The organism is Pseudomonas sp. FW305-70 (assembly GCF_058783925.1).
Window position 1 is genome coordinate 120,024 of sequence record NZ_JBYSYZ010000013.1, and the last position, 18,639, is coordinate 138,662.

General features: G+C 59.3%; 18 protein-coding genes. 12 read left to right on the forward strand and 6 right to left on the reverse strand.

From position 1 onward, the window contains the following. Positions 1 to 152: 152 nt before the first annotated feature. The gene (locus tag AC3WN7_RS12945; protein ID WP_095964520.1) at positions 153 to 2,087 is read right to left on the reverse strand and encodes a RecQ family ATP-dependent DNA helicase; all 1,935 of its coding nucleotides are present in this window, start codon (positions 2,085 to 2,087) and stop codon (positions 153 to 155) included. Between the two features lie 263 nt (positions 2,088 to 2,350). Between AC3WN7_RS12945 and AC3WN7_RS12950 the strand changes: the two genes are divergently transcribed. The 7 genes from AC3WN7_RS12950 (at position 2,351) to AC3WN7_RS12980 (ending at position 6,406) form a co-directional block, all read left to right on the forward strand. Continuing rightward, on the forward strand, positions 2,351 to 3,415 hold the full coding sequence (locus AC3WN7_RS12950) for a S8 family peptidase (protein WP_095964519.1): 1,065 nt from the start codon (positions 2,351 to 2,353) through the stop codon (positions 3,413 to 3,415). Positions 3,416 to 3,825: 410 nt separating this feature from the next. Further along, positions 3,826 to 4,164, forward strand: coding sequence for a hypothetical protein (locus AC3WN7_RS12955; protein ID WP_095964518.1), 339 nt, complete (start codon positions 3,826 to 3,828; stop codon positions 4,162 to 4,164). 13 nt (positions 4,165 to 4,177) lie between these two features. Further along, a complete protein-coding gene (locus AC3WN7_RS12960) occupies positions 4,178 to 4,345 on the forward strand; it encodes an antitoxin PaaA2 family protein (RefSeq protein WP_331459849.1) in 168 nt (55 codons plus the stop codon). Positions 4,346 to 4,681: 336 nt separating this feature from the next. Further along, positions 4,682 to 4,981, forward strand: coding sequence for a hypothetical protein (locus AC3WN7_RS12965; RefSeq protein WP_095964516.1), 300 nt, complete (start codon positions 4,682 to 4,684; stop codon positions 4,979 to 4,981). Between the two features lie 256 nt (positions 4,982 to 5,237). Beyond that, positions 5,238 to 5,408 carry a YhfG family protein gene (locus AC3WN7_RS12970; protein WP_095964515.1) on the forward strand — a complete coding sequence of 57 codons (171 nt, stop codon included), beginning with the start codon at positions 5,238 to 5,240 and terminating at the stop codon, positions 5,406 to 5,408. A gap of 56 nt (positions 5,409 to 5,464) precedes the next feature. Next, a complete protein-coding gene (locus AC3WN7_RS12975) occupies positions 5,465 to 6,016 on the forward strand; it encodes a Fic/DOC family protein (RefSeq protein WP_256585645.1) in 552 nt (183 codons plus the stop codon). A gap of 36 nt (positions 6,017 to 6,052) precedes the next feature. Then, positions 6,053 to 6,406 carry a DUF1493 family protein gene (locus AC3WN7_RS12980; protein ID WP_095964514.1) on the forward strand — a complete coding sequence of 118 codons (354 nt, stop codon included), beginning with the start codon at positions 6,053 to 6,055 and terminating at the stop codon, positions 6,404 to 6,406. Between the two features lie 58 nt (positions 6,407 to 6,464). Here AC3WN7_RS12980 and AC3WN7_RS12985 read toward each other — a convergent pair whose 3' ends face one another. The 3 genes from AC3WN7_RS12985 to AC3WN7_RS12995 all read right to left on the reverse strand — a co-directional run bounded on the left by AC3WN7_RS12985 (position 6,465) and on the right by AC3WN7_RS12995 (position 9,723). Then, entirely contained in the window at positions 6,465 to 8,006 is a 1,542-nt protein-coding gene (locus tag AC3WN7_RS12985) for a phosphoenolpyruvate carboxykinase (protein ID WP_015093023.1), read from the reverse strand. Positions 8,007 to 8,186: 180 nt separating this feature from the next. After that, positions 8,187 to 9,089, reverse strand: coding sequence for an Hsp33 family molecular chaperone HslO (gene hslO, locus AC3WN7_RS12990; RefSeq protein WP_095964512.1), 903 nt, complete (start codon positions 9,087 to 9,089; stop codon positions 8,187 to 8,189). A 229-nt stretch (positions 9,090 to 9,318) separates the two neighbouring features. Then, positions 9,319 to 9,723, reverse strand: a complete 405-nt coding sequence (locus tag AC3WN7_RS12995) for an RNA-binding S4 domain-containing protein (protein WP_015093021.1) — start codon at positions 9,721 to 9,723, stop codon at positions 9,319 to 9,321. Positions 9,724 to 9,939: 216 nt separating this feature from the next. On the opposite strand from AC3WN7_RS12995, the gene rimB reads away from it, so the two are divergent. Further along, complete coding sequence (rimB, locus tag AC3WN7_RS13000) at positions 9,940 to 10,419, forward strand: retropepsin-like aspartic endopeptidase RimB (protein ID WP_007972870.1); 480 nt, start codon at positions 9,940 to 9,942, stop codon at positions 10,417 to 10,419. Then, the gene (rimK, locus tag AC3WN7_RS13005; RefSeq protein WP_007972871.1) at positions 10,416 to 11,321 is read left to right on the forward strand and encodes a 30S ribosomal protein S6--L-glutamate ligase; all 906 of its coding nucleotides are present in this window, start codon (positions 10,416 to 10,418) and stop codon (positions 11,319 to 11,321) included. Before rimB ends, rimK begins: the two co-directional genes overlap by 4 nt. A 168-nt stretch (positions 11,322 to 11,489) precedes the next feature. Here the strand turns inward: rimK and AC3WN7_RS13010 are convergent, their stop codons facing one another. Both AC3WN7_RS13010 and ompR read right to left on the reverse strand, forming a co-directional pair. Next, on the reverse strand, positions 11,490 to 12,803 hold the full coding sequence (locus tag AC3WN7_RS13010; RefSeq protein WP_102673946.1) for an ATP-binding protein: 1,314 nt from the start codon (positions 12,801 to 12,803) through the stop codon (positions 11,490 to 11,492). A gap of 115 nt (positions 12,804 to 12,918) precedes the next feature. Further along, positions 12,919 to 13,659, reverse strand: a complete 741-nt coding sequence (ompR, locus tag AC3WN7_RS13015; RefSeq protein WP_007972873.1) for an osmolarity response regulator transcription factor OmpR — start codon at positions 13,657 to 13,659, stop codon at positions 12,919 to 12,921. A gap of 361 nt (positions 13,660 to 14,020) precedes the next feature. Here ompR and AC3WN7_RS13020 point away from each other — a divergent pair, with 361 nt between their 5' ends. The 3 genes from AC3WN7_RS13020 (at position 14,021) to gshA (ending at position 18,555) form a co-directional block, all read left to right on the forward strand. Beyond that, positions 14,021 to 16,345 (forward strand): Tex family protein, encoded by a 2,325-nt coding sequence (locus tag AC3WN7_RS13020; protein WP_102673947.1) that lies wholly within the window; start codon positions 14,021 to 14,023, stop codon positions 16,343 to 16,345. Then, the gene (locus AC3WN7_RS13025; RefSeq protein WP_008003235.1) at positions 16,345 to 16,728 is read left to right on the forward strand and encodes a PaaI family thioesterase; all 384 of its coding nucleotides are present in this window, start codon (positions 16,345 to 16,347) and stop codon (positions 16,726 to 16,728) included. The genes AC3WN7_RS13020 and AC3WN7_RS13025 overlap by 1 nt, the downstream gene beginning before the upstream one ends. Positions 16,729 to 16,971: 243 nt before the next feature. Next, on the forward strand, positions 16,972 to 18,555 hold the full coding sequence (gene gshA / locus AC3WN7_RS13030) for a glutamate--cysteine ligase (RefSeq protein WP_102673948.1): 1,584 nt from the start codon (positions 16,972 to 16,974) through the stop codon (positions 18,553 to 18,555). The last annotated feature ends 84 nt before the right edge of the window (positions 18,556 to 18,639 follow it).

An 18,639-nucleotide genomic window follows, 5' to 3' on the forward strand; every position in this document is an offset into this window, starting at 1 on the left:
TGAGCAACATTCAGCGGATGGATATAGCCCTTTGAGTACACCGTAAATCCCTGTGGGAGCGAGCTTGCTCGCGATGGCGATTTGTCAGTCACCATCACTGTTGAATGTGCCGGCCTCATCGCGAGCAAGCTCGCTCCCACAAGGGTTGTGGTTCAGCCTGCCAGATGCCGCTGGGCCCACCCGCGTACCTCGGCGTACGGATAATCTTCCAGCGCCGCAAATCCGGGAATCGCCCGTGCCTTGAGTTTGGTGAACAGCGGCACGCTGATCCCGCACAGAAACCGCGTCACGCGTTCAGCCGAAGGCACGTTGTCCGTGTGCTGCTCGTGCCTGTGGATAAAGTCGCCACACAACGCTTCGAAATTTTTATCCACAAGCGCCGGCAACTCTGGTGGTGCCGGTAGCCGCGCCACATGCCCATGACACACCGAACAATGACCACATTGCTGCGGAGCATTGTGGTCGCCGAAATACTCGGCCAGGCGATAGCCCAGGCAACGGTCGGTGGCGAACAGATCCAGCATCGCGTGAATCCGCGCGATCTCGGTGTGTTCATGCCGAGTGAAATAACTGTGCAGCTCTTCGCTCAACGCGGCGCTGTCGAACCCGCTTTGCAGCACGCTGTAGACCTCGGTCATCTGCTTGCTTTCGAGCTCCACCCAACCCTTCTCCTGGAAGTAGTCCAGCGCCTTGACCACCCGACTGCGCTCGGCCTGATGCTGCTCGTGCAACGTCTCGAAATTCACCGTAGCCCAGGTCCGGGCGCGGCTGGAGGTCTGGATGATCGCAGCGACAAAATCCCTGCGCTCGCCTTCAAAACGCGCCAACAGTGCCTCGGGCTCCTCCAGATACTTGAAACGGTACTCGGCGTAGTAGGCGTAACGCGGTGCGATCAACCCGCGCAGTTCGAGTTGCACCAGCAAGGTCTTGAGCGGCAATTGGCGAATATTGCTCTGATCCGCCAACGGCCCCAGCAGAAACTCCCACTGCCCTTCGGGTGCTGCGGCAAGCATCTCGTCCAGCACGCAACGAATGCCATCGAGCTCGGGGGTGTCGCCGTAGACGAAGTTCTCCAGCACGTTGAGGCTGTCGCGGTTGGCCAACACCAGGCAGTCCGACGGCTGCCCGTCACGCCCGGCGCGACCGATTTCCTGGCTGTAGTTTTCGATGGATTTGGGCAGGTCGAAATGCACCACATTGCGGATGTCGCTTTTGTCGATGCCCATGCCAAAGGCGATGGTGGCAACGATGCAATTGGACTGCCCGCCCATGAAGCGGCGCTGGATCGCTTCCCGTTGTTCATGAGGCAACCCGGCGTGATAGGCCTCGGCCTGAATGCCGTTGCGGTTCAGGTGTTCGGCGATGTGTTCCGCCGTTTTTTGCAGGGTGACGTAGACGATGCTGGGCTGGTCCGCACGCAGGCTCATCCACTCGACGAGGCGTCTGCGCTTGTCCGCTCCACGAACCGGTTCCACCAGCAAATTGAGGTTCGGGCGATAGAAACCGGTGGTTACCACATCGTCGGTGGCGATGGCGAACTTCGCCTGCATGTCGGCGATGACCCTGGGCGTCGCCGTTGCGGTCAGCAGCAGCACCTGAGGGATATTGAACTGGCGTTGATAGTCGGGAAGCTTGAGGTAGTCCGGGCGAAAGTTGTGCCCCCATTCGGAGATGCAATGCGCCTCGTCCACCACCAGCAGCGAGATCGGTACTTGCTGCAGAAAATGCCGGAAGCGCTCGTTCTTCAGGCGTTCCACCGAGATCATCAGAATCTTCAGTTCACCGGATTTTGCCCGAGCCATGACATCGCTGGCGTCATCGCGGCTCTGGGCCGAATCGATACTGCCCGCCGAGATGCCGTGGCGTTGCAGGAACGCCAGTTGATCCTGCATCAACGCCAGCAACGGCGAGACCACCAGCGTCAGGTGCGGCAGCAACAACGCCGGCAATTGGTAGCAAAGGGATTTGCCGGAACCGGTGGGGAAAATCGCCGCCGCCGAACGCCCGGCCAACACGGCACTGACGGCCGCCTCCTGACCGGGTCGAAACTGTGGATAACCGAAAACCTGTTCCAGGGTGTTGTGCATAAGCTGTCACTCCATTGACCGCTGCGGAGTCAAAAGCCTAGCCGGCGATTGCAGCGAGTCGAGAAAAGGTCGGGGGCGAAAACGCTACGGGATGATACAGCGTCCCAACCCACCGCCCCTTGGCCATAGGTTGAAACACAGGAGGCACTTTGCCCACTGATCTCGGCCTTACATCACCCGGTATGGTTTACCGCCATCAACTTCCGCCAGGTATCCATCATGCAGGAAGCCTGAGATACGCGGATCTTTATCAAGGAACGACCATGTCCCCACAACACTTTTTTCCGCTTGCCTGCACCCTCGCACTCCCCCTTCTTTTGAACGGATGCCTGACCGTCGCGCAACAGCCTTCCCTGAACACAGCAGCATTTGAAACGCCGGAGTATCAGGCCCAAAAAGGTCTGGCGATTGTCAACGCATCAAGTCTTTATGCCCGCGGCGGCACCGGCCAGGATGTAGCTGTCGCACTGATCGATTCGGGTCTGAACAGCAGCCTGCCGGCGTTTCGAGGAAGGCTCCGTGATCCGGGTTTTGACCATGTCGAGAATCAGGTCGGCACTTTTGATCGGGTCGGTCACGGCACCCAGATGGCCGGCATCCTCGCAGCCAACAAGGATAATCAGGGCATGCACGGCGTCGCGTTCAACGCACAGCTGATCCCCTATCGCTTCGGCGACGACAACGAACCCTTTTTCTTCGACCGTGAAATCGCTCAGTCCTGGCAAGCAGGTTTCGACAAGGGCGCGCGCATCCTCAACAACTCGTGGGCCAACGCCATTCCTGCGACCGAAATCAACGAGGCGCGTTACAAGCAAGTCATGCCGCAATCACTGGTGACCGCGCGGAAACTGGTTGAGGACGGCGCCGTCTTTGTTTTCCCTACCGGCAATGAACTGAAACGAGAACCCTTGGCTGAACCCGGCTTGCCTGTCGCCCTACCCGAACTGGAAAAAGGCTGGATCGCGGTGGTTGCGTTGAAAAACGACGGCAGCGCCATCAATGCCAAATCCAACTATTGTGGCGTGGCGGCAGCCTGGTGCATTGCTGTACCGGGTGGCGACTCCGGTGCAGGGCAAGGCCTGCTGACCACCAACAAGGATGGCACCTACACCCAGACAGCTGGCACCTCGCCTGCTGCCACGCTGGTCAGCGGAGCATTGGCGGCACTGCAAAGTCGTTACCCCGAGCTCACTGCGCAGCAAGTGCGCGAGCGTCTGCTGGCGACGGCGAACCGGACTGGCCTCTATGCCAACAGTGAAGCGTACGGTAGAGGCTTGATGGATCTGGAAGCAGCCTCGCGCCAAGCGCCAGAAGTCATGACCGAGTAAGCCTGTAGGGGTCGTTCGGCAGCGTCGAGACAACCTCACCAGTCTGAACCACCCACACGACTCAGGCCCCTTGTGGGAGCGGGCTGGCTCCGGGCGGCGCTCCGACGAAGAGGTCAGCACAGCCACTGTAAAACTCGAAACACCCGACATTGTCCGAGGCACCCTCTACCGAGAGGTAATGCGAAGCGACTGAGAACGCTGTAAGCATTTTTACCTCTCGCCATTTCACGTTGAAAAACCAGCAACAACCTGTAGTCCCCTTCCTCCAAATATGACAAAACCCTTACAAAGCCTGTCGACCTCAGCCGTCTTGTCCCCCAACGCCATACCCTCCTATAGTTTCCTGCGCGGCTGAAAACAGTGTCTCGGCCTGCCGGGAACACTTGCCGATTTCGCACAGGACGCACTCAATGAAAAACCGCGACTCACTAACAACCCGCTACCACCCGCTAAAGACCCGCTACAGCGAAACCCCGGTGCTGGTCATCGATACCGAGGCCGATCCCTACGAGATCCTCGACGCCGCCCGACAACGCATCCGCGCCGCCAGCGACCTGCTCGAAACCCTTTATTGCACCTGCTTCAAACAGGCCGAAGCGAGTGACATCCCCAATATCGTCAGCGCCCTGTACCTGCTGACCCAGGACGGCAACGACCTGCTCGACATCGCCCGCCAGCGCTTGCCGAAACACGTTGCTTGCCCCACCACAACTCCCTGTGGGAGCGGGCTTGCTCGCGAAAAACGATAACGCGGTGAGCCAGATGAAAAACAAAATACCCGATACCCAAGAACCGCTCGTACAAGCAGCCTACGACGCATGGTTCAAAGCCCAAGTACAAGCCGGCCTAGACGATTCCCGCCCCTCCATTCCAAATGAAGAGGCTAAACGCTTGATGGCAATCAAACGCGAAAAATTGCGCAAGAGATAAGCCCGTCAGCAACGCCCTATCAAAGCTTCGGCAAGGTCCTACAAAACAAGACACCTTATCGGCTATCGATGACCAGCCACTCAATCCTATAGTCCGGGCTGTCGCTGCCAAATCAGCGACCGGGTTTGGTCACCCGAATAGGGAACTCATTTTGCTTCCGATGTATGCTGCGACACCTCAAGTGTTTGCACGCTATATGGTGGCTGTGTTCGGGACGTCTTCGGGCGTACCGGCAATGTGAGTTCTCACCGGTTTGACCAACCCGAACACAGTCCGCCTCCCATCGCTTGGTCACGATTATGGCGGTTTTTTCTAAAGCACTTGAGAATTCTCACAATGAACAAATGGAATCCGTTCACCAACGAACGCTACCTGCCGCTCCACACCAACCTCACCGACACTACACCGCTAATCATCGACACAGAAGCCAACCCCCAAGACATCCTCGAAGCCGCACTTCAACGCATCCGAGCTTCCAGCGAGCTCCTCCAAACCCTGCACTGCCAAAGTTTCAAGGACGGTGACGTCGAAGACATTCCCCACATCACCCACGCACTTTATCTCCTGACCCAAGACGGCTGCGACCTGCTCAAGGTTGCCCAGCAACGAATGTTGAACTGGAAAGCCCCGGTCTGACGCCATGCACTCGCAAGTAAGCCGCCTGCCCATTGGTGCCGGTTTGCTTGCGATGAAAAAGGAGTAGGTAAGTGGCATTATTCTGGCTGTTAAAGCGCATTACAGCTGGAATAATGGCAGTTCATGCGCGGTTATCGCCGGCCTTATTCCCATGGTGTGCATGGAAATGGTCAACCCCGCGAAACATCAAAAATACCGGTCTATCGACCAAATCCTTTGAGCTACACTGGGTCATTGCACTAAAGAGGCAGATGTCATGAGCGAACTGACTTTCCAGCAAAAGCAGGATTATTACGACAAGGTGCGCCGTTCAAACTATCTGGCGAGCTTGCGCCTTGAAGGCTTCAATACTTCCCGTGCAGACGCAGAAAAACCACTGCCGACGCGGGAGTCGGTGCTCGAAAAATATCGTCAGAACCCACGTTAATGGTGGATAAATATGGGGTCTGACAAGACCCCTATTGCTACCCAGGTAGCGACGTTCTGCGTAACTTGCTCAATATCCAAGACGAAGAACAGCTACAAAAAGCGGAGCGAGAACTCTCAGAAATTGCCGTCAGCAATTTTCGCCTCCTCCCCCCTCCATACGACCTTAGCCTTCTACAACACATTCATAAGACCTTGTTTTCAGATATCTACGAATGGGCGGGATTGCTGCGAACTGTCAATATCCGCAAAGGCGACACACTTTTTTGTACCGCAGACCGAATTGCCCCTGAAACCGAGAAAATTTTTCGCGTCATGGAGGGTGCTTCGTGGTTTGTCGGAACCAGTAAAACCGAACTAGTCGAGAGGATTGCTGAATCGTACGGTGATCTTAACGTCGTTCACCCTTTTCGTGAGGGCAACGGTCGCGCTCAAAGGATCCTATTCGAACAGATCATCATTAATGCCGGCTTTGCAGTAGATTGGTGGCTGATAAAAGACGCTGTATGGGTACCCGCGAATATCACTGCGGTGGCCTGCGACTACCGTGGTCTTGAAGCTATTTTCGAGCATTGCATTGGTGACCCGTTGAATGCTCCACATACTTGACCGTTTCCCGCTCCAACATCGGATGCACTCCCCGCAATGAACCTCGCCCCCAACCTCCCCGACGACCACTTGATGCAGCAACTCATGCAACTGCTGCATGAAGAACTCGGCTTCCCCGAACGCAAAACTATCAGTTTCAACACCTCGATCAACTTCGACCTGGGCTGCAACGGTGCCGATGCTCAACACCTGATCGAAACCCTGGAAGACCACTTCGCCATCGATTTCGTGGATTTCGACAGTTATCGCTATTTCCAGCCCGACGGCCACGATATGAATCTAAAGCGAAAAGCCAAGGGTCGCGGCAATAAGGTGCCATTGACCATCGGCATGCTCTACCGGGCCATCAAGACCCAACGCTGGGACACGCAGGCGCTGGAAGGATTGTAACGACGCGCACAAAAAAGCCGCCCCGAAGGGCGGCTTTTTCGTTAGCTCAATCCAGCACTTACAACTTTGGACCCGCAGCCTTGATCGCGTCGCTCACTTCGAACTTCTTGAAGTTTTCGATGAACAGGCCGGCCAGTGCTTTGGCGGCTTCGTCGTAGGATGGCTTGTCGGCCCAGGTGTTGCGCGGGTTCAGCAGGCCAGTCTCAACGCCCGGTACGGCCACTGGCACGTCGAGGTTGATGGTGTCCAGGTGCTCGGTCTCGGTGCCGATCAGCGCGCCGCTCTGGATCGCTGCGATCACGGCACGGGTGGTCGGGATGTTGAAGCGTTTGCCGACACCGTAGCCACCGCCGGTCCAGCCGGTGTTGACCAGGTAGACCTTGGAGCCGAAGCCGCGGATGCGCTTGATCAGCAGCTCAGCGTATTCACCAGCCGGACGCGGGAAGAACGGTGCGCCGAAGCAGGTGGAGAAGGTCGACTTGATGCCGCTGCCCGAACCCATTTCAGTCGAGCCCACCAGTGCGGTGTAGCCGGACAGGAAGTGGTAGGCCGCTTGTTCTTCGTTGAGGATCGACACTGGCGGCAGCACGCCGGTCAGGTCGCAGGTCAGGAAGATCACAGCGTTCGGCTCGCCACCGAGGTTCTTCTCGGAGCGCTTGGCAACGTGCTCCAGCGGGTAGGCGGCGCGGCTGTTCTGGGTCAGGCTGACATCGGCGTAGTCGGCGTGCTTGGCATCGTCGATAACGACGTTTTCCAGTACCGCGCCGTGCTTGATGGCTTTCCAGATAACCGGCTCGTTCTTCTCGGACAGGTCGATGCACTTGGCATAGCAACCGCCTTCGATGTTGAACACCACGCCTTCGCCCCAGCCGTGTTCGTCGTCACCGATCAGGTAACGGCTTTCGTCGGCGGACAGGGTGGTCTTGCCAGTGCCGGACAGACCGAAGAACAGGGTCACGTCGCCCTCTTCGCCGATGTTGGCGGCGCAGTGCATTGGCAGTACGTCGGCAGCCGGCAGCAGGAAGTTCTGCACCGAGAACATGGCTTTCTTCATCTCACCGGCGTAACGCATGCCGGCGATCAGCACTTTCTTCTGTGCGAAGTTGATGATCACGCAGCCGTCGGAGTTGGTGCCGTCACGCTCTGGCACGCATTCGAAGTTGGCAACGTTGAGGACCTGCCACTCGTCACGACCCGCCGGGTTGTACTGAGCCGGGTTGATGAACAGGCAACGGCCGAACAGGTTCTGCCAGGCAGTCTGGGTGGTCATCTTCACGGCCAGGTAATGCTCGGAAGCCGCACCTACATGCACGTGGGAAACGAAATGCTCTTGCGCGTTGTTGAAAGCTTCAACACGGTCCCACAGGGCGTCGAACTTGTCGGCCGGGAACTTGCGGTTGATCGGGCCCCAGGCGATGGCGCCTGTGGTGCTCGGCTCATCAACGATGAAACGATCGACTGGCGAACGGCCGGTACGGTGACCGGTACGAACAACCAGTGCGCCGGTATCGGCAAGCTCGCCTTCACCGCGATTGAGGGCTTCTTTAACCAGATCATCAACACTCAGATCGGTGTACACGGCATTGTTGGCTTGCGTCATGAGGTTCCCCGTCGGCCAGTGGCCGAGTGCTCCAAACGTTTTTGTAGTAGAAAGTCGTGCACTACTACCGCGAAAAAAGTGGGCCGGATTATGCCAGAAAAGCCCAAAAAAAGTAGGCCCCTCCTGTCGTAACGGCGTTAATCCGGCGGTAGCCAGTGAATTTACCTGCGCTGAACCGTTTTAGTGACGGGTATCTGACGGCGTCTCGATACCCGCGCCGGCGAACAATTGGGTGACATCGGCGGCATCGAACAGGTAGCGCTGGTTACAGAACTGGCAATCGATTTCGATGTTGCCACCGTGTTCGACCACCAATTGCTGCGCATCTTCCACACCCAGACTGACCAGCGCATTGGCCGAACGTTCGCGCGAGCAGCTGCAACGGAAGCGCAACTTCTGTACATCGAACAGGCGCACCTGCTCGTCGTGGTACAGGCGATGCAACACGGTTTCGTTGTCCAGGCCCAGCAGTTCATCGGCGGTCAGCGTGCCGCCCAGGGTGGTGAGATGCTGCCAGCTGGCGGCGCGCTCGTCTTCGTCCTTCAAACGGTCGGCAGGCAGCTGTTGCAGCAGCAGGCCACGGGCGCGACGGCCGTCGGCGTACAGCCAGAAACGTGTGCCGACTTGCTGGGACATGACGAAATAGTTGGTGAAGCATTCCGACAGGGTGGCGCCATCGAGGTCGACGATGCCCTGATAGCGCTGGCCCTGTTTCGGGTCGATGGTCAGTGCCAGGACGCCATCGGGCATCAGGTCGGCCAGGGTGGCATCGGGAGCAATACGGTCCGCGTCGTAACGGGCCAGGCCACGGATGTCGCGCTCGCTGGAGCACTCGATCATCAGCAGAGGGATCGGGCCTTCGGAGCGGGCTTGCAGAATCAGCAAGCCATCGAACTTCATCGCGCCGACCAGCAACGATGCAGCCGCCATCAGCTCGCCGAGCAGTTGCGCAACCGGCTGCGGGTAGGCGTGTTTGGCCAGGACTTCGGCGTAGCTGAGCTCCAGCGAGACCAGCTCGCCACGGGTGTCGCTGTCATCGAAGATGAAGCGTTGGGTGAAGTCGTTATCCGGTAGGTCGGTCATAAGTCTGGGTATCTGAAGTGGTGACAAAAGTGATTACAGAATTCGAGGTCGCGCCTTGCGCCATAGCGTCTTGCTGTCTGGTTATGGCTTACAGGCGGGCGATTGTGTGCGCTTTACGACGAATGGCACTGCCAATGGCTCGTTTAGGGTAGGCGAATTACCCCATATGGCTACGCGCAAGCACAATTACAAGTCGTTGCCTGTTTGAGTGATCGACGGACCCGGTCACTCATTCGTTGCTACTGCCACGAAACTTGAACAGATCCCGTCGCTGTTTCTTGCTCGGTTTGCCATCGGTGCTCACGCCCAGGGCGCCTGCCTTGCGCTCGGCGGCGGCGTTTTCGCGCTTGGCGATGCTGGCTTCCGTTTCGGCGTACAGCATCTGCGCCTCCGGTGCGCCACGGCGAACGATCGACAACGCCTGGACCACCACCGTGCGCTCCTCGAAGCCGGTACGGATCACAAACTCGTCACCGACCCGTGGCTCTTTACCCGGCTTGCAGCGTTCGCCCCGGCAGTGCACCTTGCCGCTTTCGATCGCCGCCTTGGCCAGCGCGCGGGTCTTGTAGAATCGTGCAGCCCACAACCATTTATCGAGGCGGACTTTGTCGTCCTCTTCGCTTTTTTGTGCCATGGAATTTCCTCATTCTGAAATATTGGTGAACTGTACTACCGTTTCTGACGTACCAAGAATTTCACCGGCTCGGATTACAATACCGACATTCCATAACCTCCTGGCGAGGCTGGAAATCCGGGCTGTAGATATCTGTCGCCTTTTAATCATTATTCTGCGTGAATACCGCGAATCCGGCCGCGTGCGGCCCGAGCGGTTTCTACCGGTTGAGCACTTTTGAAGACATTTGACCATTTGACCGTTGTCGGTCTGCGCGAGTGGGTGGCGCTCCCGGATTTGGGAGTCGCCGGTCTTCGGGCAAAAATCGACACCGGTGCCAGCACCTCAAGCCTCCACGCCACCGACATCGAGTTGTTCGAGCGCGATGGTGAGCAGTGGGTGCGTTTTACCGCCCACCTGGGCTCCGTCGTACAACTGCGCCACCGACGCTGCGAAGCACCGCTGGTGACGATGAAAACCATTAAAAGCTCAAACGGTCACGCGCAGGTGCGATACGTGATCAGCACCACCCTGGCCCTCGGTGATCGGGTCTGGCGGGTCGAGTTCACGCTCGCCTGCCGCAAGTCCATGCGTTATCGCCTGCTGCTCGGCTCCAAAGCCCTGATCCACGGCCAGTTGGTGGTCAATCCGGGCATCAAGTATGTACAAGACAAGCCGGTGTTCCCGGTATCTACCTCCTCCACAGGTGTTGCATGAAGATCGCTGTGCTGTCGCGGAACCCGCGTCTGTATTCCACCCGCCGCCTGGTTGAAGCCGGTACTGAACGCGGCCATGAAATGGTGGTGGTCGACACCCTGCGCGCCTACATGAACATCGCCAGCCACAAGCCGCAGATCCACTACCGCGGCAAGCCACTGGAAGGTTTCGATGCGGTGATTCCACGGATCGGTGCGTCCGTGACTTTTTATGGCTGCGCCGTGCTGCGCCAGTTCGAAATGATGGGGGTGTTCCCGCTCAACGAATCGGTGGCCATTGCCCGCTCGCGGGACAAGCTGCGTTCGCTGCAATTGCTGTCCCGTCGCGGGATCGGCTTGCCGGTGACCGGCTTTGCCCACTCCCCCGATGACATTCCCGACCTGATCGAAATGGTCAACGGCGCGCCGCTGGTGATCAAGGTGCTGGAAGGCACCCAAGGCATTGGAGTGGTGCTGTGCGAAACCGCTACCGCCGCAGAGTCGGTGATCGAGGCGTTCATGGGCCTCAAGCAGAACATCATGGTCCAGGAGTACATCAAGGAAGCCGGTGGTGCAGACATTCGCTGCTTCGTCGTCGGAGACAAGGTGATTGCGGCGATGAAGCGCCAGGCCAAACCCGGCGAGTTTCGCTCCAACCTGCATCGCGGCGGCAGCGCGAGCCTGATCAAGATCACGCCTGAAGAGCGCATGACGGCCTTGCGCGCAGCCAAGGTCATGGGGCTGGCGGTGGCGGGTGTGGACATCCTGCGCTCCAATCACGGGCCGCTGGTGATGGAAGTGAACTCGTCGCCGGGACTGGAAGGGATCGAGACCACCACTGGCAAGAATGTGGCGGGGATCATCATTGAGCATCTGGAGAAGAATGGCGGGCCGAATATGACGCGGACCAAGGGTAAGGGTTAACCCTGGTTTTTGTGGCGGCTGGGAGGCCGCCTTCGCGGGCAAGCCCGCTCCCACAGGGTTTTGGGTTGATAGCGATATTTCGGCTAGCCAAAATCACTGTGGGAGCGGCGGTGCGGCGATCCGACTTGCCCGCGAAGGGGCCATCAGCCCCACTGAAAAAATCAGGTTTTAAACCGCATCCCTCGGCAACATCAACCCCAACGGCAAGCGCACCCGCGCTTCCAGCCCACCACCGGTACGGTTACGCAGTTCAACATTCCCGCCATGCATCGAAGCAATGCGCTTGACGATCGCCAGCCCCAACCCGGTGCCCTTCCCGCCCCGGGCACGATCACCACGGGTGAACGGGTTGAAGATCGCTTCCAGCTCCGACGGATCGATCCCGGCACCGCGGTCCATGACGCTCAGCACCACGTATGGTGCGCTCACATCCCCAGACACATACGCCGCCACCTCCACACCGCTGCCGGCATGATGCAACGCATTGCCAATCAAGTTGTTCAGCAGTCGCTTCATCGACACACGACGCAATGGAAACGGCTGAATCGGCTCCAGGCGCAGCCGCACTTTCTCTTCATTCTGGTTATAGGGCGCCGCGACTTCGCGGACCAGGTCGCTCAGGTCAACCTCCTCCACCGACTCATCACGCCCGTCGCGAATGAACGCCAGGAACTGATCGAGAATCGCGTCCATGTCTTCGATATCGCGCACCATGTCTTCAGTCAGGTCGGTGCGATCGCCCATCAACTCCAGAGACAGACGCAAGCGGGTCAAGGGCGTGCGCAAATCATGGGAAACCCCGGCCAGCATCAGCTCACGCTCGCGACCGGCCTGTTCGACGTCTTCGGCCATCTGGTTGAAGGCGCGGTAAACCTCGGTCATCTCACTGGGCGTATCGCTGATCGGCAGGCGCACGCTGCGCCCCTGGCCCAGTTGCCGCGCGGCATACACCAGACGCTTCAAAGGCTGGTTGAGCTGGCTGACGAAGATCCACGCAGACGCCGTGGACAGCAGACCGATAGCAAGGAACCAGCCGAGCACATTCCAGATTTTCTGGCCACGCAACGGGTGCGGATACAACGGCACTTTCAGCCAACCTTCGCCCAGGCTCGGCGCACGAACCCACAATGCCGGGGGAGAATGCATGCGTAGTCGCACTTCGGTGTCCGGCCCCAACTCGGTCTGCATCTGTCGCTGGTAAATTTCACTGTATGGCCAATGTTGCTCGCCTTCCGGGACACCGGCGCCCACTACCCGAATCAGGGGTGCACTATCGGCGATCTTGGCGCGGTTCTCTTCATCAGCCGCCCAGTAGGCGCGCAGCACCAGGGCGACACCGTGGCTGTACTGGCGGTCCACCAGCACATCTTCGTTCATCAGCAGATAAACCAGGGTCAGCGCCTTGGAGAAGAGAACGACGATGAGCACCAGCCAAAGGGTGCGGGAGAAGAAGCTCTGGGGGAACCAAACGGGGGTTTTCATGGTTAACCGTTAAACACTTGCAGGAGAGAGCGATGCTCGCATATTGCGGTTTGCGAGTCTGCGGACAGGATCGATTGATCCGGTGTCCGCATGACCCGCTCCTACACATCGCCAATCACTTGGTGGCGGTACCATCCGGAACAAACACATAACCCACGCCCCAGACAGTCTGGATGTAACGCGGTTTGGACGGATCGGGCTCGATCATCCGGCGCAGACGGGAAATCTGCACGTCGATGGAACGCTCCAGGGCATCCCACTCGCGGCCACGGGCCAGGTTCATCAGTTTGTCGCGAGTCAGCGGCTGACGCGCGTTCATCACCAGGGCCTTGAGGACCGCAAATTCACCGGTGGTGAGCATGTGCACTTCTTCGCCACGCTTGAGCTCGCGGGTGGCCAGGGACAACTCGTAGTCACCGAAGGTCACGCTTTCGTCTTCGCTGCCCGGGGCGCCTGGCACCGGGGCCGACTGGCGACGCAGTACCGCCTTGACGCGAGCCATCAGCTCATCCGGGTTGAACGGCTTGGCCAGGTAATCGTCGGCGCCCAGTTCCAGGCCCTTGATGCGGCTCAGCTCGTCGCCCTTGGCAGTGAGCATGATGATTGGAATCTGGTTGTTCGCGTTGCGCAGGCGGCGGCAGGCGGTCAAACCGTCTTCGCCGGGCAACATCAGGTCGAGGACGACCAGGTTGAACACTTCGCGCGCCAGCAGGCGATCCATTTGCTCGGTGTTCGGTACGGCGCGGGCGCGGTAGCCCTTGCTGACGAAAAAACGTTCCAGCAGGCTGCTCAGCCCCGGATCGTCGTCAACGATAAGAATTTTCTCGCCTTCAGCAGTTTGTGCAGTGCTGCTCATTGGATGCTCCTTTGATCTCGGCGCGCATTATGGCGTAGCTGCCGTTATACGCACCGTGTGCATTGTTAGCAGATTTTTCCTTTAGTGCCAGAAAACCGGCCATTGCACCGGCAACCCGTGATGCCCCCGAACGACAGAACGCTGGTTATAATGCGCGGCCTTTTGTGTCAGGCAACATCAGACAGGTACTACAGACAGACGCCATTTATTTTCATGGCGTCGGCAGTAATTGTTCGATTTCACGGGTCAACGGGATACCTTTTGACCCAGGTAGCGGCGCAGGCCAGGCCGCTCAACCAGACTCGCCGAGCCCTTATCCTTGCGCCTGCGAGCCTGCTTTCACAATTTGTCAGGTGGTTTTATGGACAGCATCAACAGCCGCATCGCCGAGGAACTCGGTGTACGCCCACAACAGGTCGAAGCGGCCGTCGCGCTACTCGATGAAGGCTCTACCGTTCCCTTCATCGCCCGTTACCGGAAAGAAGTGACCGGCAGCCTCGACGATACGCAACTGCGTCATCTGGAAGAGCGCCTGCGCTACCTGCGAGAACTCGACGAACGGCGCATCAGCATCCTTGCCAGCATCGAAGAGCAAGGCAAGCTGACGCCGCAACTTGAACGCGACATCAAGCTCGCCGACACCAAGACCCGCCTCGAAGACTTGTACCTGCCGTACAAGCAAAAGCGCCGCACCAAGGGCCAGATCGCCCTGGAAGCCGGCCTCGGCGAACTGGCCGACGGTTTGTTCAACGACCCGTCCCTGAGCCCGGAAACCGAAGCCGCACGTTTCATCGACGCCGAAAAAGGCGTGGCCGATGTGAAGGCAGCCCTCGAAGGCGCCAAGTACATACTCATGGAGCGCTTCGCCGAAGACGCCGGCCTGCTGGACAAGCTGCGCAACTACCTCAAGCAGGAAGCCACCCTCAGTGCCCGCGTGATTGCCGGCAAGGAAGAGGAAGGCGCCAAGTTCCGCGACTACTTCGAACACGACGAACCACTGAAAAGCATGCCGTCGCACCGCGCGTTGGCGATTTTCCGTGGCCGCAACGAAGGCATCCTCAGCTCCGCGCTGAAAGTCGGCGACGAACTGCCGGGCACCATGCACCCGTGCGAAGGCATGATCGGCCAGCATGTCGGCATCCAGAACCAGAACCGCGCCGCCGACAAATGGCTGGGCGAAGTGGTGCGCTGGACCTGGAAGGTCAAGCTCTACACCCATCTGGAAACCGACCTGCTGGGCGAGCTGCGCGATGGCGCGGAAACCGAAGCGATCAACGTCTTCGCCCACAACCTGCACGACCTGCTGCTGTCGGCCCCGGCCGGCCCGCGCGCCACTTTGGGCCTCGACCCTGGCCTGCGCACCGGCTGCAAGGTGGCGGTGGTTGATTCCACCGGCAAGCTGCTGGATCACGCCACGGTTTACCCGCACGTGCCGCACAACAAGTGGGACCAGACCATCGCTGTACTCGCCGCCCTGTGCGCCAAGCACTCGGTGGACCTGATCGCCATCGGCAACGGCACCGCCAGCCGTGAAACCGACAAGCTCGCTGCCGAGCTGATCAAAAAATATCCAGCGATGAAGATGACCAAGGTCATGGTCTCCGAGGCCGGTGCATCGGTTTACTCGGCATCGGAACTGGCTTCCAAGGAATTCCCGGACCTCGACGTGTCGATCCGTGGCGCCGTGTCGATTGCCCGTCGCCTGCAAGACCCGTTGGCCGAGCTGGTGAAGATCGATCCGAAATCCATCGGTGTCGGCCAGTACCAGCACGACGTGTCGCAGCTCAAACTGGCCCGTGGCCTGGATGCAGTGGTCGAGGACTGCGTGAACGCCGTCGGCGTCGACGTGAACACCGCGTCCGTGGCGCTGCTGGCGCGCATCTCCGGTCTCAACGCGACCCTGGCGCAGAACATCGTCAGCCACCGCGACGAGCATGGCGCGTTCAAGACCCGCGCCGCGCTGAAGAAAGTCGCGCGCCTCGGTGAAAAAACTTTCGAGCAGGCCGCCGGATTCCTGCGCGTGATGAACGGAGACAATCCCCTGGACGCCTCCGCGGTGCACCCGGAAGCCTACCCGCTCGTGCAGCGTATCGCCGCCGAGACCGATCGCGATATTCGTTCGCTGATTGGCGACAGTGGTTTCCTCAAGCGCCTGGACCCGAAAAAATTCACCGACGAAACCTTCGGTCTGCCAACGGTCACCGACATCCTTCAGGAACTGGACAAGCCCGGCCGTGACCCACGCCCCGAGTTCAAGACCGCCGAGTTCCAGGAAGGCGTCGAAGACCTCAAGGACCTGCAACTGGGCATGATCCTCGAAGGCGTGGTGACCAACGTGACCAACTTCGGTGCTTTCGTCGATATCGGCGTGCATCAGGACGGTTTGGTGCATATCTCCGCGCTTTCGGAGAAATTCATCAAGGATCCGCGCGAAGCGGTGAAGGCCGGTGACGTGGTGAAAGTGAAGGTCATGGAAGTCGACATCCCGCGCAAACGCGTGGGCCTGTCGATGCGCATGAGCGATACCCCGGGCGAGAAAATCGACGGCGCTCGCGGTGCGCGTCCGGGGTCGGCGCCACGCCAATCCCAGAACACTGCACCGCGCAAGGAAACCACGGCGGCAGCACCGAGCAACAACGCCATGGCTTCGCTGTTCGCCAATGCCAAGCAGTTGAAGAAACGCTGATGGACATTCCCGCCGGGCTGACCGAAAGCGCGTTTTTCAAGCTGCTCGGCTGCCGCTTGCACAGCCTGGAAACCGGGGTGGCGCAAGTCGCCCTGGCGCTGGAGCCCGAGCTGCGCAATCGCGGCGGCAAGCTGCATGGCGGGGCCTTGTTCAGCCTGGTGGACATTGCCATGGGGCTGGCCTGTTCCAGCACCCACGGCTTTGACCAGCAGAGCGCGACCATCGAGTGCAAGATCAACTACATCCGCGCCGTATCCGAAGGCGAGGTGATGTGCACGGCGCGGGTGATCCACCCGGGTCGCCGCACATTGGTAGTCGAAGCCGATGTGATGCAGGGCGACAAACTGGTCGCAAAAGCACAAGGCACGTTCGCTGTCCTGTAGCTAGATGTCATCGATTTGAGTTAATTTCAGCGCAACGCAAACTGTGGGAGCGGGCTTGCTCGCGAATGCAGTCTGTCAGTTGACATCTCTATCGACTGACACGACCCCTTCGCGAGCAAGCCCGCTCCCACAATGATTGCGGCGAGTTCCAAAACCAGGCGAAAACGCCAGTTTTAACTTCACCCTTGTAGACCGTCTTGCCCACCCCCATATTGGGGCGACTGACGCGTGAAGGAATCCAACTTGAGCGAACTTCTCAACCGCCGCCTGGCCCTGCTCGGCGAGCGCGCTAACCTCTCTCTGCTCGAACAGTGCCTTCACGGCATCGAACGTGAATGCCTGCGCGTGACCGGCGAAGGTCGCCTGGCGCAAACGCCGCACCCGGAAGAATTGGGTTCCGCGCTGACCAACGAACAGATCACCACCGACTACTCCGAGTCGCTGCTGGAGTTCATCACGCCGGCCCTGCCAGACCCGGCGGACACCTTGGCGAGCCTGGACAGCATTCACCGTTTTGCCTACAGCAAGCTCGGCAACGAGTACCTGTGGAGCCCATCGATGCCGTGCCCGTTGCCGGCCGAGGAAGATATCCCGATCGCCTATTACGGCACGTCCAACATCGGGCAGCTCAAGTACGTGTACCGCAAGGGCCTGGCCCTGCGTTACGGCAAGACCATGCAATGCATTGCCGGCATCCACTACAACTTTTCCCTGCCGGAAAAACTCTGGCCGCTGCTCAGGCAGGCCGAAGGCTTTGTCGGCAGCGACCGCGATTTCCAGTCGTCGTCCTATATCGCGCTAATCCGCAACTTCCGCCGCTACAGCTGGCTGCTGATGTACCTGTTCGGTGCGTCGCCAGCGCTGGATGCCGGCTTCCTGCGCGGCCGTTCGCACCAGCTGGAACAACTGGACCCGCACACCCTGTACCTGCCGTACGCCACCAGCCTGCGCATGAGCGACCTGGGTTACCAGAGCAACGCCCAGGCCGGCCTGACGCCGTGCTACAACGATCTGGCCAGCTACACCGACAGCCTGCGCAAAGCGGTGGCCACGCCATATGCGCCGTACGTCGAAGTCGGCACCCACCAGGATGGCGAGTGGGTACAGCTCAACACCAACATCCTGCAGATCGAAAACGAGTACTACTCCAACATCCGCCCGAAACGCGTGACCTACACCGGCGAGCGGCCGATCCAGGCGCTGATGGCCCGGGGCATCCAGTACGTCGAAGTGCGATGCCTGGACATCAACCCCTTCCTGCCGATGGGCATTGACCTTACCGAGTCGCGCTTCCTCGATGCGTTCCTGCTGTACTGCGCGCTCAACGAAAGCCCGCTGCTGACCAACACCAGCTGCGGCAATGCGACCTCGAACTTCCTCAGCGTGGTCAAGGAAGGTCGTCGTCCAGGCCTGCAACTGCAACGCGACGGTCAGCCGGTTGACCTGAAGGAATGGGCCGGTGAGCTGTTGGAAAAAATCGCTCCGCTGGCGGCGATGCTCGACCAGAGCCACGGCGGCGATGCCCACAGCAAGGCGCTGGACGCCCAGATGGCCAAGGTCCGGGACCCGTCCCTGACGCCGTCGGCCCAGGTATTGGCGGCGATGGCCGAGCACAAGGAGAGCTTTGCCCAGTTCTCCCTGCGCCAGAGCCAGGCCCATGCCGAGTTCTTCCGCAGTGAGCCGTTGGCAGCCGAGGAACAAACCCGGTTTGAAGAACTGGCACGTTCATCGCTGGCTCAACAGGCTGAGCTGGAACAGAACGAGGTTGGTGATTTCGATGTGTTTGTCGGGGCGTACCAGGCGAGCATTCTGGCGATCAGCAACTAAGCGTCAAACACAGGTTCCTGTGTGGGAGCGGGCTTGCTCGCGAATGCAGAGTGTCAGGCGACTTTACTGTGACTGACATACCGC